Here is a 13,376-nt window from a genome sequence, read left to right as displayed (position 1 = left end):
AATTTCTTATGGCACGCCGTTTCGTCGATCTGTCCGTTCCGTTGGAAACCGGGATCGTGTCTGACCCGCCAATCATGTTGCCGCAAATTGAATATCTGACCCATGATCAGACGGCAGAACAGGTCATGTCTTTCTTTCCGGGTCTGGAACGGCAAGACCTGCCGAACGGTGAAGGATGGGCAATCGAACGGTTGCAGATCGCGACCCACAACGGCACGCATCTGGATGCGCCGTATCACCATCATTCCACGATGAACAAAGGTGAACGGGCAATAACCATCGACGAAGTGCCGTTGGAATGGTGCATGAACCCCGGCGTCAAGCTGGACTTTCGACACTTCGAGGATGGGTATGTCGTTACCGCGGCAGATGTCGAAGCCGAATTGAAGCGCATCGGCCACGAGCTTTGCCCCTTGGATATCGTCGTGGTCAACACTGCTGCAGGGACACGTTATGGCGCGCCGGATTATCTGGCCAAAGGATGTGGAATGGGGCGCGAGGCGACGCTTTTTCTGACTGAACGTGGCGTGCGTGTCACCGGCACCGACGCCTGGAGCTGGGATGCCCCGTTTCCGCTCACCGCTCAGGAATACGCTGAGACCCGAGATCCATCTATTATCTGGGAAGGACACCGCGCGTCGATGGATATCGGGTATTGCCACTTGGAAAAGCTGACCAATCTGGAAAATTTGCCGCCCACCGGGTTCGAGATTTCCTGTTTCCCCTTCAAGATAAAAGGGGCCTCTGCGGGATTTGTCCGGGCCGTGGCAATACTTGACGATGAAGACGCACAGTAAAGGGGGCCAAATGCAGCCGACTTCGACACCTCCTGGCGGGCATGATGGCCCGTATGCCGCGCCTGTGGAAATTCGCGGCTTTGAAGTACGGCCCGAATGGATCGACTATAACGGCCATATGAATGTCGGGTTTTACGGTGTCGCCTTTGACATGGCGTTGGAAAAGCTGATGGTTGACCATCTCGGGTTGGGCGAGGTGCAGGTCAAGGCGTTGGGGCAGGGGCCTTACATCCTGCAGTCTCATCTGCATTTCGTGCAGGAGGTCAAAGACAGTTCATCGTTTTATTTCAGGTTCCGTATGCTGGATGCTGACAGCAAGAGAGGACATTATTTCGCCGAGATGCTTTTGGCAGAAACTGACGAGATTTGTGCGACGCAAGAGGCGCTTTTTATGAATGTCAGCCACAGCACCGGGCGATCCACACCCTACCCGGATTGGGCAGCGGCGCGTCTTGCGCAAATGGTGGAGGATCACAAGTCTCTGGAACCGGCTTCGCAGATCGGCCAACCGATAGGAATTCGCCGGAAATAGTTTGCTGGGGTCGGACGCGATCCTAATAGTCCTTTGAAAAGAACACTCCGATGCCCGTTTCGCCACGACCGTCAACCGTGCCCTTGACCGAGAAATTGTCGGTTACATCAAGGTTCAGGTTCACCTCGGTATTGCCTTCGGTATTGACAGTGAAGTCGGTGTAGAGGTTTTCACCCAAATAGGCCCCGGCACCCAGTCGGCCCGCGCCACCCTCTGACGCACCAACATCAATCGTATCAACACCGGTAGAGTCGCGTAATCCCTTGGTCGCGTCCCCGCCAGCACCGCTGAGTTGCGCCAGCGATGCGGCCATCTGCGCAATCAGGAACGGTGAGATTTCCGAGAACCTGTTCCCAAAGAGCAGCATCGCCAGCGCCTCTTCAGCCGGACGCTCGGGATCGGAAAACACGTTAACCTCGGGTGAATCCAGTGGCCCTGCGATTTCGATGGTCGCGGTGCCGTCCGAGGTGCTGGCAGAGGATTCAAACTCGATATAAGGCGTCAAGTCACCCTGTAGGGTCACGATGCCTTTGGTCAGGGCCAGCCTACGGCCCAGAATATCGAAATTACCGCGGATCAATTCAATCTGACCTGACGGGACCACCGAGGTCGTCGTACCACCAATGGAGATCCGGCCGCCCAATTCGGCATTTACACCGCGCCCTCTGACGAACACAGCTTTGGGTGCCAGCAAGTTGACGTCCAGTGCTATTCTGGACGTGCGTTGCCCCTTGTCTTCGGTGGCTACCAGACCTGCGCGCTCACGCGTGATGAAACTGGCTCCGCTTTCGTTGACATGCTGTATCTCAGGGATTGGTGCGGCACCTACAGCCCCCGAAGCCGCAGCGAGGTTGATATTGGTCTCACCAAAGGTGATCTGCCCGGCCAGCGAACTGTTCCCGGCTAGGGCGCCGGTCATCGCAATCTGACCGTTCAAAGTCGTCTCGTATAAGAGCCGATCGGTCAGGACGAGGCTGTTGATTGTTGTCGCGATCTGCGCGTTGAACGGGGGCGTCAGATCGACAGGTCCATTGACGGTAAAGCCACCACCGGCCCGCACACCACCCTTCAGCGAGATGGTTGCACGGCTTTGCGCCAGATCCACCTGTCCGTTGATCCCGGTGATGGTCTGGCCTGCACCGGGAAGTGCAAGGGATGTTCCCGAAGTGGTAATCGACCCGCTTAGGGACGCCAGATCAGCCGGGCCCTTGAGGGCCAGATCAAAACGTGCGGACCCTTCAATCTTGTTAGGCGTGATGAAGACGTTTGCTATCCCCAGGTTTACGCCACCCTTCGCTGAAATATCTGCATTGCTGCTGGTTTCATCAAAGGTGCCTGCAACCGTGCTGACGATGTCCGCGGGACCTTGCGCCTTGGCGTCGATGGTCCAAACGCCACTGTCCCGCTTTGCATTGCCCGCAGCGGTAAGGGTGCCGGGAAACTCTGGCACAAACCTTTCGATGCGGTTGAACTTGGCATCAAAGTCCAGATCGGCGGATCCATTTGTGTCCACCGTACCGGCCACTTTGGCATAGGAACTCTCTGGCCCCAGCAGATGAGCTGACCCTTCCAGCCCGGATTGTGTCGGAGCGACGTTGCCGTCCAGCTTCAGAGGCCCGGAGAGTGTTTTCGACAGCCGCCCCAAATCATCCAGCGCAGCGGTAAAGGTCAGTCCGCCAGCATCGCGGTCCAGTTTGCCGGATGCATCCGCAGAAAGGGCGGTGCCGATCAGCTGGAATGTGCGAATATTCAGACCGGCCTCGTCATTCACCGCATCCACCGTCAGGTTCGTTCGCCCCTGGATCAGGTTGTCAACCGCATTGATGCCGGATTTGATGTCATCAGCAGCCAAGTTGCCTTTGACGTCAAATGCCTTGCTGCCAACCGTACCTTTGCCTGCAACGTCCGCGATGATCGAACCTGCAAAATCTCTCCCGGCAAGAGTTGAAAAGGGTGACAGGTCCGGGATGTTCAGACTGACCTGCCCGTCCACGGCCAAAGCATCCGTCGGATCGTCAATTGTTGCTGCGGCGCTTGCCACAAGGGCTGAACCTTTGATCACCGCGTCGCGGATTTCAATCTGCTTCTGGCTCAGCGCGCCGTCGAACGTGATCTCGGTCCGGCCGACCAGCAGCGGGTCAATCTCGGGCATGCCCGTTTTGACATCCCGGCTCATCACGCTGGCGGTGCCATCAAATTCGAGCGTCTGAACAGTGCCTTTGCCGTCCAGTTTCGCCTGTACCGCACCGCCAAGCTCACGTTTGGCGAGGCCCGAGAACACGGAAAGGTCCTGCGCGTTGACTGTTGCTTGCCCATCAATCGTCACGTTGCCGTCAGGGGTGGTAACCGTGCCATCCGCCTGCGCGCGCAGAGTGTCGCCGATCAGCGTAAAATCCCGGATCGTTACGCCATCCGCTCCGCGTTTGGCGTCCAGCGTGATTGTTGTGTTGCCCCTTATCACCGGGTCAATGTCGTCGCGCCCTGTGGAAAGATCGCGCCCTTCGACCTCAAGCTTGCCATCGAAGCTGCCTTCAAGCGGTGAGCCCTGGCCCGTCAGCCGGGCAGAGGCCTGACCGCCCAACTCCATTTGCGCCAGACCCGAAAACCGCGCCAGATCGGTCGCCTGCAATGTCGCGGCACCATTGACGGCCAAACCACTGGACAAGCCGCTGATCTCGGCGTCAACACCCAGTTCGTAGTCCGAGCCGACCATCTCGACCCCGGACAGGTTCAACGTCTGATCCCTGCCGTACTGGAACGTACCGTCCAGCGTAATGCGGTCGCCAACGGTGGTGTTCAGGGCATCGTCAGCCAGGTCGATACCATCCAAAGCTGCCTGCAAATCACCGTCGATCCGCAAAACGTCACCCTGTTCCAAGGTCCCTTGCGCCGTAATCTGCGCGCGTTGCAGGTTCAGGGTGTCGGATTTTATGGCGTTTGCGGTCAGGCTCAGATCCCAGAGATTGCCGTTTTTCTCATCAAACAACGCAGAGACCTGAGCAGCCTCTATCGATGTGTCGCCACCTGATAACGGAAGCACGACGCTTTGCCCCTCTGGCGGCGTAATGCGCCCTTGCAGGGCCGCCAGTTGCAGCCGACCGCCCGGCGCCAGTTGCAGCGCCCCTTTCAGGTTCAGTGCCTGAGAACTGAGTTCCAGATCACTGATATCCAATGCTCCTTCAGGCAGGGTACGCCCATCCACGATCAACTGCGTTTTGGGGCCGAAAAACGTATCCATATTCTCAGCGACAAAGGGCGTCAGGTCACCGCCCAGATCTGCGGTAAAGGCGATGCCCTCCTCCGCGCTAGCCGCGGCTGTTGGGGCAGAACGCAAACGAACCTGCCCGGTCACTCGTGGCTGCCCATCACTGCTCAGGCCGATATCGGCCGTAAAATCCGTCACCGGCCCGGACCCTTTTGCGGTCAATCCGATCGGAGGGCTGTCCGGCATTTTCAAGGCGGTCGAGATCAGCCCCCCCGCAGCTTCGGTGACCTTAAGGTCAAGATCGATCTGGCTGTCGGAGTTCCGAAAACCCGCAGCCAAAGAGATTTCATCACCGGCCCGATCCAGTCGGGTGATGTCCAGTTTGGTGTCCAACGTGCCGTCGGCCAGCGACAGGTTGCCGTTGACAGCCAGTTCCGCCGCGACACCGATCAAAGGTTTGCCCAATGCCAGTTCGCCAATACGGATTTCACTGATTTCGATGGCCACAGGCAGTTCAGGCAGTTGAAAAGCCTGGGTCTCGGCAGAAGGGGACGGTGTGTCCTTGGTCGTGGTGCCCGGTGCGCGGGCGACGTCGATTTCCTGCGCGGTCAGCGCGTTGACCGAGAACCGCCCGCGGATCAGCGCCAACCGGTTCCAATCCAGTTCCGCTTCCCGGATGGTCAGCCAGACCCCTTCATCATCAGCCACCGTGATCTCGGCAATGGTGGCGCGTGAACTCAGCGCGCCTTGCAGGCCTTTGACGGTAACATTCTGATCGTCGCCCGACAGCGTGTCCTGTAGGAACCGCTCGATCATGCTGCCGCCTTCGTCCTCCTGCGCGGGGCCGGCTACTGGCACAAGCATCAGCGTGCCAATCAGCAGTGGGTATGAAAGGTGCCGTTTCAAAACGCTTGCCCGATCCCGATATAGAACTGCAGACCGTCGCCGCTGGACCCGCTTACCGGGAAGGCAAGGTCAAACCGCAGGGGTCCGAAACCGCCCAGATCATATCTTACGCCGATACCAGCCCCTGCATGATCTTCCGCGCCACTTCCTATGAAAGAAGAGGTATCGACGACACCGTAGTCGTAAAACCCGACCAGCGACAGGGAATCTGTCACCTTGCCCCGGATTTCACCTGAAAGTCCAAGGAACGATTTGCCGCCTGCAACACCGGTCCCGACCGGGATGCCAAGGCTTTCATAGGGTTGCCCGCGCACGGTTCCCGCGCCACCGGAAAAGAACAGAAAGTCAGGTGTAACGCCACTCGCAGGTGGGCCAATGACCGATCCAAGCTGCGCCCGCCCGGCCAGCACAACCCTGCCGCTGGTTCCAAGGCTGGTATAGACCCGCCCGTCAACAAACAGGCGAAGTCCCGTATCGGTGCCGGAAAAGCCAACGAAAGGCATGACTTCGGTATCCAGATAAAAGCCGCGTGTGGCGCTGACTTTGTTGTCGCGCTCATCCCATTCCGAGCGGAAGGGCAGGATAAAGTATCTGAACTTGCGGCCATTTCCGTAGGCGTCGTCAGCATCCGACCACTGTAATCCAACTGAGGCTTCGGCATAGAGTGTGTCCGAGAATGTGCGGCGCGCACCATACGCCACAGACGCAACCGACACATTGTAGTTTTCGGTGTTGCGGCGCTCCAGCAACGCGTTCCAGAATGTATTGTCGTCCGGACCCAGACGATCGGGCTGATCCAGGCGCAATCCGATCCGCCCATCAAGATCTTCGGAACCACCGATATTTCGTATCGCGGCCTCAAACCGCAAACGCTCCGCGCGTTTGAACATGTTGCGATGCATCCAGGTCGCGGTCACATCGACACCGTCGCGCGAGGCCAGCTCGAGCCCAAAGGTCAGTTGGCGCTTTGGCAAGTCTTCGAATGTGGCGTCGAAATCCAGTGTCCCGTCGGGGTTTGCTGTCTCATGTTCCTGCAATGACACGACGTTGAACGTGCCGGTGCGGCGTAAACGTGTTCCAACCTTCTGGATTTTTTCTGGTGAGTAAACTTCTCCGCTTGGGAAACCGGCGATTTTTTCGATGGACCGGTGACGCACATCCGTGTCGCCCTTGATAAACATTCGGCCAAACGTCAACCTGCGCCCCGGGTCCAGATCAATCTGCGCATCCAGACGGGCCTGCGCGTGGCGGGCGATAATGGTCTGATCCTCAATTTTTGCCTTTGCATGGCCCGCATTCCGCCATCCTTGCACACCGTCCGAGCCTGCATTTTGAATGGCTCCGGTCGTTGCCAGTTTGCCGGGGGCGAAACCTTCGGGCAGCACGGTACCAGACGCCAAGGGCTGAACAATGGCCGTGCCGAATTTGAAGCTTGGCCCGGTTTCAACAGTAATTGCGGCCCTATTGATCTGTGTTGGCACAGTCAAAGAGCTCAACTCAGCGGCTTCCTGCCCGTCAAGCTTGATGCTGACAACCGGGCTGAAATACCCTTCATCATACAAGATCTGTACAAGCGTGCGGTAATCCGACAAGGCGGCAGACAGGATCTCAAGTGGCGTATCCAAGCCCCGCTCTTTCGCTGTTGTAACCGATGATGTCTTTTTCAGGCGTTCAACCAGTTCCTTCGAAGCGCCCGGCGCCGTCAGAGAGGTTTCCAGCGCCATCAGAGCAGTCGGGGTCAGTGAAATGACAATGGCACTCAGCCAGAACTTCAAACGGCCTTGCGGCGTGCGCCCTTGCATGAATTGCCCCAATTGTCCCAGTTCCAAATCTCAGCTACCGTGTCACGGACGGTCTTATAGTGTCAGGTTAGAACATCTGAATGCTATTGGGAAAAGGGATAAACGCGGGATCGGGTAATTTTGGTCAAATTGTCCCGGTTTGTGCCGACACATCGTATTGCGCATCTAGATTGGCAGACTGGAATTGCCGCGTTGCAGGCGATAGTCAACCGTATGCAACAAATGTCCGGGCCGGCCTTTGGTCTTGGCCCAGTGCAATTCACTAGGCAAACGGGCGGTTCTTCGATATTCCCAGTATATTGTCAACGGGTATCAAAAAAACCGAAAAAATGTCCTATCTCGACAACATCCGAACCTTTGTCAGGGTTTACGATCTGGGCAGCATGTCTGCGGCCGGGCGGGATCTTAGGATTTCGCCAGCGGTGACATCGGCGCGAATATCGCAGCTTGAGGACCATCTGGGTGTACGTCTGTTCCAGCGCACCACACGCAACCTGTCCCCGACAGAGCAGGGAAAGGCATTCTATCCCGGTGCGGTGGCGGTTCTGGATGCGGTGGACGAGGCCGAGGCTCAGGTCACACATCTGACCGAGGCACCGCGCGGGTCGTTGTTCGTGGCGTCTCCACTGGGGGTGGGGAGGCGATTGCTGGCTCCACATGTGCCCGAGTTTCTTGCGGAATACCCCGAGATTGATGTCCGGTTGCGCCTGACGGATCGCTCGGTTGATCTGACGACGGAAGGTCTGGATCTGGCGTTTTTCATTGGCCAGCCCGAAGACAGCACGTTGCGTATTCGCAAGATTGCCGACTGCCAGCGTGTACTGTGCACTGCGCCAGACTATGTGGCGCGGCGCGGTATGCCTAAGACCGGGGCTGACCTGATTGCCGACAAGCATGAATGCCTGAACCTGCGCTTTCCGGGTGCGACCGAGTTTCAGTGGATGCTGGTCACACCCGATGGTCCGAAACGATTTGCCGTATCCGGGCGGTTCGAATGTGATGATGGGGATGTTCTGACGGATTGGGCGTTGTCCGGTCAAGGCATTGCAATGAAGCCGGTTTTCGAGGTGGCCGAGCATCTGAAATCCGGCCGCCTCGTACCGGTTGCGACGGAAACTCCGCCTGTTTCAGTTCAGATGGCCTGCCTATACACGCATCGGCGCCATCAGGATCCAAAGGCACGCCTGTTCATGGATTTCATGATTGAACGGATCAGTAAGGTGGTCCGTGTTACAGAATACCCTGTCGCGGGGCCTAAACCATAGACACCGACCCGACGCTGTGTACGAAGGTTAGTCCGGTCACGACGCGGCCATCAGACGGGCCACGTCCAGCATGCGAGCCGAAAAGCCCCATTCATTGTCGTACCAGCCGAAAACGCGCACCTGATTTTCTCCGACCATGCGGGTTTCCGGCCCGGCAATGACCAGCGAATCCGGGCGCGCCCGCAAATCGGAAGAGACCAGCGGCATATCCGTCCAACCCAAAACCGGTGACGCGACAACAGCCTGACGCAAAGCATGATCAAAATCCTCGGCCCTCATGCCGCGTTCCAACGTGACCACGAGGTCGACCGCCGAAACGCTGGCTGTCGGGACGCGAACTGCAGCGCCCGAGATGCGCCCGGCCAGATGTGGAAGGACCACGTCGATCAGGTGTGTGGCGCTGGACGTTGTCGGAACCATGGACAGCGCACCGGCCCGCGACCGGGCAAGGTCGCCGCGCGGGGCGTCAACCATAGGCTGGCTGTTGGTATAGCAATGGATGGTTGTCATATGGCCTGACAAAACACCGCCAATGCGGTCCAGCACTTTGACCAGCGGTGCCAGCCCGTTCGTTGTGCAGGAGGCGTTCGATACGATCCGGGCGCTGCCCAACTGATCTTCGTTCGCCCCCAAAACGACGGTTAAGTCGGCCGCAGGCGAAGGGCCCGAGATCAGGACCTTGCTGGCGCCCGCAGATAACCCGCGACGCGCCACGTCGGATGTGCGCGCGACCCCAGTACAATCCAGCATTACGTCTACGCCAGACAAGTCAACGCGTGTCAGATCAGCACTGTGGGTCATAGGAACAGAGCGTCCATCCACGATCAGCGTAGCATCGCCCTGTGACACATCGCCGGGATAGGGGCCGAAGGTGCTGTCGTATTTGAACAGGTAAGCACAGGTCTCCAGCGGCGCGATGTCATTGATCAGCACCAGCTCGATATCCGACCCTTTGGGCAGGGCCAGAACCTGCCGCAGGATCGTGCGGCCAATGCGGCCGAATCCGTTTATCGCGAGTTTCATGCGCAAGCTATGGCAGGGCGTCGGGTCGATCTCAATGCCTGATCAGCAACAGCTTACTTGCACCTGACCTGAGAAAAGAACTGACCCGAGATATTCTGGTACATGCTGTTGAAGATCACCTTGCAGCCCGTCGCTTGTTGAATGGCAGCAATAGCTTGCGTTGTCCGAAGGCGTGGGGGCGGGCCGAATGGGTTCAGGTTGTTGTTGTCGCGTGTGGCGCGATAAATGACCGGTTCGTCTGCGACCTGTGTCACAGCCCAGTTGCGGCTCATGACGAAGACGGATTTGGTCTCTTCCCCCGCAATGGCGGGTGCGGTGTGCAGGATTGCAGAGGTAGAGAGTGTGGCAACGGCTATCAGGGCAAGGCGCAGTTTCATGGACAAATCTCCAATGCTCAAAACAAGAAGTTACCTGGATTTCAGCAAATTCCGACCCTTGTGTGAAGCCCCGGGGCAAAAGATCACTGCGATTCCCAGCCAGCCCAGCGTTTAGCGGCGCGACAGGGACAGGGGCATATGCCGGTTGACGTCCTTGTAAAGCAGATACCTGAACCGGCCCGGCCCCCCTGCGTAACAGGCTTGCGGGCAAAAAGCGCGTAGCCACATGTAGTCTCCGGCCTCAACTTCGACCCAATCCTGATTGAGGCGATAGACCGCTTTCCCTTCCAAAACATAAAGCCCGTGTTCCATCACATGGGTTTCGGCGAAGGGAATGACCCCGCCCGGTTCGAAATTGACGATGTTCACATGCATGTCATGGCGCAGGTCCTGTGGGTCAGCGAACCGCGTGGTGGACCATCGGCCGTCTGTGCCCGGCATTTCGACAGGCGTCACATCGCGTTCGTTGGTGATGATCGGGTCTGGCGCGGACAACCCGGGAACGGCCTCATAGGCTTTGCGGACCCAGTGGAACCGGGCTGCCGTCTGGCCAGTGTTCCGCAATGTCCAGTCGCTGCTGGCGGGGATATAGGCATATCCGCCTGTCTCCAACACATGGTTTTCCGAATTCAGTGTCAAAGTGACTGTTCCTTCGACGACAAAAAGCACCGCCTGAGCTTGCGCGTCTGTCTCTGGCTGATCGCTGCCGCCGCCGGGCTGCACTTCCATGATGTATTGCGAGAACGTTTCGGCAAATCCGCTGAGCGGGCGTGAAAGAACCCACAGGCGTGTTCCTTCCCAAAACGGCAGATAGCTGGTGACGATGTCGCGCATCGTACCTTTGGGAATGACCGCATACGCGTCTGTGAACATGGCGCGGTCGGTCAGCAACTGGTTCTGGCCGGGGTGGCCGCCGGTCGGGGCGAAGTAGGTCGGATGGGTCATTTGTGTGCCTCGGGATCGTTTGAATGGCACTATGGGGACAAAGGCGCGGCGCTATTAGGTCCTGACGCGCGATAGGTTTGTTCGGGATATTTTGAAGGTCGGCACCCCGGGGCTTGGCCCTGCTGAAACAGAGGTATATCCTTGGTCGTAAATGATTTCAGTTCTGTGAGGCCACAATGAAAGCCCAGTTTTTACCCGTCATTGCCGCGTTTGGCACCCTATTGATGACCGGTTCCGCCGACGCCAAGTCACTCTCCCGAATCATAGCTGAGATGGGGCTGTCCCCGGCAGACTTTGAAGTGGTCAGTGAAACCTCGAATGCCCTTTTGAACAATGGCACGCCTTCTGTAGGGCAGGAACGGTCCTGGCAAAACGACGATACCGGCTCAAAAGGAACGATCCGGGTGCAAAACGTTCAGGGCAACTGCGTCGGCCTTCAGCATGTCATCCAGCCGGAAGGCAGCGACCAAAGCCGCGAGATCAGAACCCGCCGGTGCAATGATGGTAACGGAAACTGGATCCTGACGCCCTGATCTCTGACTTGGTTATCAGTACCCCAGGTCGCGACTGACTTCGTGCAACAGGGGATCGCCGGACCTGAGCCTATGGTAGTTCTCAGCCACATCCGACAGTGCGTCCCCCAGATACCAGCCCGAGACATGCGGTGTGATCGTCACAGAAGGGTGCCGCCACAAGGGGCTGTCTTTTGGCAGCGGTTCCTGTGACGTGACGTCCAACACGGCATGGCCCGGTGAGCCGTTATCCAGCGCCGCGATCAGCGCCGCCTCGTCAATCAGGTTTCCGCGTCCGGCGTTCAGCAACTGACTGCCCGGCTTCATCGCGGCCAGCGTCTGTGCGTCAAACAAACCCGCGGTTTGCGGCGTCGAAGGAAGGATAGCGCAGATGTGATCACATTGCCCCAACAGCCGAGGCAGCGCGTCTAGCCCATGCAGGCAGGTGACACCATCGATGGACTTTGGTGAGCGGCTCCAGCCCATGACCTGAAACCCGACGGCACGTAACATGCGGGCAGTGCGGGCCCCTATATGGCCCAGACCCAGAACGCCCACAACCGTATCAGGTGTGAAGATAGGTGCGCGCGGCAACCATTCGGCGCGGCTCTGGGATGCCTCGTGAAAAACCATATGGCGCTGAGCGCGCAGAATATAGGCCAGAAACCATTCGGCAATGCCCTGCGCAGGCGCGTCTGGCTTCAAACGTGCCACTCGGATATGCGGAGGCAGGTCCGGATGGCCAACTATGGTCTCAACCCCGGCCCCCAGCTTCTGAACCAGTTTCAGGTTGGGCAACTTCTCCGGGTGATTGCTTTGCATGCTGACCACTGCAAGCATCGTAATGTCGTTGGGGTCGCCCAGCGTTCCGGGTGTGCGGATGTCTGCACCGGGCGCCAAGGCCTGTAATGTGGCGGCGATTTCCTCATCCCCAATCCAGTCCGACAACCCGGTTTCAATCAACAACGCCATATGCGACCCCACTTGGATGTGATGTGGTGACGTCCCGTCACAGCGGTGGACAGGATCAGGTCTGTTAAGCCATCCTCGTGCCAAAAAGTACAGCCCGGTTTCATAACCCGAAAAGGACAGTTTCGTGAAGATACCACTCACCTCGCGCAAGGGAAACCACGTTACTTCGCAACCGGTTACCGGTATGAGTGAGCTGAGGCACACAACGCAGCGAATGACCAGAGGGGACTGATGGCAGGGCTCGACTTCACGGATCACACTTATTTCTGTCAGCGCGAGGATGGGGCGTTTGTCGGAAATGATCCCGCACGCGGTCCATGGTCTGCCGATCATTGCCACGCAGGGCCGGTAAGCGGGTTGATTGTGCGGGCAGCGGAAACCGAGATTGGCCCCGAAAAGATGCTGACCCGCCTGACAGTTGACCTGTTGCGCCCTCTGCCCTTGGCCGGGTTGCGGGTTGCCGCAGAAACCACGCGCCATACCAAGACGCTGGCGACCACACGGGTTGCGGTGCACGATCTGGATGACACACTCTGCGCAACGGCCGCCACCATGCATCTGGTGCGGCGCGATCTAGGCGTGGTGGCAAACGTCGAAACCAGCGCGCCACAGTTGGAAGACGCGGTAGAAGGTCCTTTTCCAATCGGCGAGATTCGTCATGATTTGAAGGGGTTTGCCCACTACAGTGACATCCTTTATCCCAAAGACGGCAAACAGGGGGCCGGACCCAAAACGGTCTGGATGCGCACCCCAAAGCTGTTGAGCGGCGAAGATCAGTCGCCCATTCAGGCACTGTGCCCGTTGGCGGATTGCGGCAATGGAATCTCGTGGAATGCTCCGACGTCGGAAATGGGGTTCATGAACACCGATCTGACCGTGAATATCCACCGCGAACCGGTGTCAGATTGGCTGGCGTCCCGTTCGGTTTCACATTGGCAACCTACGGGCATCGGCATGTCTCAGTCCGTGCTTTTCGACACGCAGGGTCCTGTAGGAACCGCTCTGCAAACACTTGTGCTGTTCCCGCCAGTCTGAAGGTC

Annotated in this window: 11 protein-coding genes; 5 read left to right on the top strand and 6 right to left on the bottom strand. The window is 58.1% G+C overall.

Annotated features, from left to right (window positions below; translation table 11 throughout):
• Nucleotides 1-8: 8 nt before the first annotated feature.
• Complete coding sequence (locus ACR0EK_RS12435) at nucleotides 9-797, top strand: cyclase family protein (protein WP_480900138.1); 789 nt, start codon at nucleotides 9-11, stop codon at nucleotides 795-797.
• Nucleotides 798-807: 10 nt separating this feature from the next.
• Entirely contained in the window at nucleotides 808-1,329 is a 522-nt protein-coding gene (locus ACR0EK_RS12430) for a thioesterase family protein (RefSeq protein ID WP_480559739.1), read from the top strand.
• Nucleotides 1,330-1,351: 22 nt separating this feature from the next.
• Here ACR0EK_RS12430 and ACR0EK_RS12425 read toward each other — a convergent pair whose 3' ends face one another.
• Both ACR0EK_RS12425 and ACR0EK_RS12420 read right to left on the bottom strand, forming a co-directional pair.
• The gene (locus tag ACR0EK_RS12425) at nucleotides 1,352-5,398 is read right to left on the bottom strand and encodes a translocation/assembly module TamB domain-containing protein (protein WP_480900136.1); all 4,047 of its coding nucleotides are present in this window, start codon (nucleotides 5,396-5,398) and stop codon (nucleotides 1,352-1,354) included.
• Nucleotides 5,399-5,436: 38 nt separating this feature from the next.
• Entirely contained in the window at nucleotides 5,437-7,242 is a 1,806-nt protein-coding gene (locus ACR0EK_RS12420) for an autotransporter assembly complex protein TamA (RefSeq protein ID WP_480967844.1), read from the bottom strand.
• A 329-nt stretch (nucleotides 7,243-7,571) separates the two neighbouring features.
• On the opposite strand from ACR0EK_RS12420, the gene ACR0EK_RS12415 reads away from it, so the two are divergent.
• Nucleotides 7,572-8,507, top strand: a complete 936-nt coding sequence (locus tag ACR0EK_RS12415) for a LysR family transcriptional regulator (RefSeq protein WP_209598213.1) — start codon at nucleotides 7,572-7,574, stop codon at nucleotides 8,505-8,507.
• A 36-nt stretch (nucleotides 8,508-8,543) separates the two neighbouring features.
• Here the strand turns inward: ACR0EK_RS12415 and ACR0EK_RS12410 are convergent, their stop codons facing one another.
• From ACR0EK_RS12410 to ACR0EK_RS12400, 3 genes are all read right to left on the bottom strand, one after another.
• Nucleotides 8,544-9,530: a type I glyceraldehyde-3-phosphate dehydrogenase gene (locus ACR0EK_RS12410; RefSeq protein ID WP_480900132.1), complete on the bottom strand. Its 987-nt coding sequence runs from the start codon at nucleotides 9,528-9,530 to the stop codon at nucleotides 8,544-8,546.
• A gap of 53 nt (nucleotides 9,531-9,583) precedes the next feature.
• Entirely contained in the window at nucleotides 9,584-9,907 is a 324-nt protein-coding gene (locus ACR0EK_RS12405) for a hypothetical protein (protein ID WP_267366558.1), read from the bottom strand.
• Nucleotides 9,908-10,018: 111 nt separating this feature from the next.
• Complete coding sequence (locus ACR0EK_RS12400) at nucleotides 10,019-10,852, bottom strand: bifunctional allantoicase/(S)-ureidoglycine aminohydrolase (RefSeq protein WP_480920311.1); 834 nt, start codon at nucleotides 10,850-10,852, stop codon at nucleotides 10,019-10,021.
• Nucleotides 10,853-11,028: 176 nt separating this feature from the next.
• Here ACR0EK_RS12400 and ACR0EK_RS12395 point away from each other — a divergent pair, with 176 nt between their 5' ends.
• Entirely contained in the window at nucleotides 11,029-11,385 is a 357-nt protein-coding gene (locus tag ACR0EK_RS12395; RefSeq protein ID WP_480483995.1) for a hypothetical protein, read from the top strand.
• A gap of 15 nt (nucleotides 11,386-11,400) precedes the next feature.
• Here the strand turns inward: ACR0EK_RS12395 and ACR0EK_RS12390 are convergent, their stop codons facing one another.
• On the bottom strand, nucleotides 11,401-12,336 hold the full coding sequence (locus tag ACR0EK_RS12390) for a 2-hydroxyacid dehydrogenase (protein ID WP_480967843.1): 936 nt from the start codon (nucleotides 12,334-12,336) through the stop codon (nucleotides 11,401-11,403).
• Nucleotides 12,337-12,567: 231 nt separating this feature from the next.
• Here ACR0EK_RS12390 and ACR0EK_RS12385 point away from each other — a divergent pair, with 231 nt between their 5' ends.
• A complete protein-coding gene (locus ACR0EK_RS12385; protein WP_480967842.1) occupies nucleotides 12,568-13,371 on the top strand; it encodes a thioesterase family protein in 804 nt (267 codons plus the stop codon).
• The last annotated feature ends 5 nt before the right edge of the window (nucleotides 13,372-13,376 follow it).

The sequence above is a fragment of the Ruegeria sp. AE4 genome (assembly GCF_056542185.1).
The sequence above is the reverse complement of the archived record's forward strand: the minus strand, read 5'-3'. Positions and strand labels throughout refer to the sequence as shown.

Bases quoted from the DNA above. Each gene is read 5' to 3' on its own strand.
- ACR0EK_RS12435 (WP_480900138.1), top strand. From the start codon at position 9: ATGGCACGCCGTTTCGTCGATCTGTCCGTTCCGTTGGAAACCGGGATC.
- ACR0EK_RS12425 (WP_480900136.1), bottom strand. From the start codon at position 5,398: ATGCTTGTGCCAGTAGCCGGCCCCGCGCAGGAGGACGAAGGCGGCAGC.
- ACR0EK_RS12395 (WP_480483995.1), top strand. From the start codon at position 11,029: ATGAAAGCCCAGTTTTTACCCGTCATTGCCGCGTTTGGCACCCTATTG.
- ACR0EK_RS12405 (WP_267366558.1), bottom strand. From the start codon at position 9,907: ATGAAACTGCGCCTTGCCCTGATAGCCGTTGCCACACTCTCTACCTCT.
- ACR0EK_RS12430 (WP_480559739.1), top strand. From the start codon at position 808: ATGCAGCCGACTTCGACACCTCCTGGCGGGCATGATGGCCCGTATGCC.
- ACR0EK_RS12420 (WP_480967844.1), bottom strand. From the start codon at position 7,242: ATGCAAGGGCGCACGCCGCAAGGCCGTTTGAAGTTCTGGCTGAGTGCC.
- ACR0EK_RS12390 (WP_480967843.1), bottom strand. From the start codon at position 12,336: ATGGCGTTGTTGATTGAAACCGGGTTGTCGGACTGGATTGGGGATGAG.
- ACR0EK_RS12385 (WP_480967842.1), top strand. From the start codon at position 12,568: ATGGCAGGGCTCGACTTCACGGATCACACTTATTTCTGTCAGCGCGAG.
- ACR0EK_RS12415 (WP_209598213.1), top strand. From the start codon at position 7,572: ATGTCCTATCTCGACAACATCCGAACCTTTGTCAGGGTTTACGATCTG.
- ACR0EK_RS12410 (WP_480900132.1), bottom strand. From the start codon at position 9,530: ATGAAACTCGCGATAAACGGATTCGGCCGCATTGGCCGCACGATCCTG.
- ACR0EK_RS12400 (WP_480920311.1), bottom strand. From the start codon at position 10,852: ATGACCCATCCGACCTACTTCGCCCCGACCGGCGGCCACCCCGGCCAG.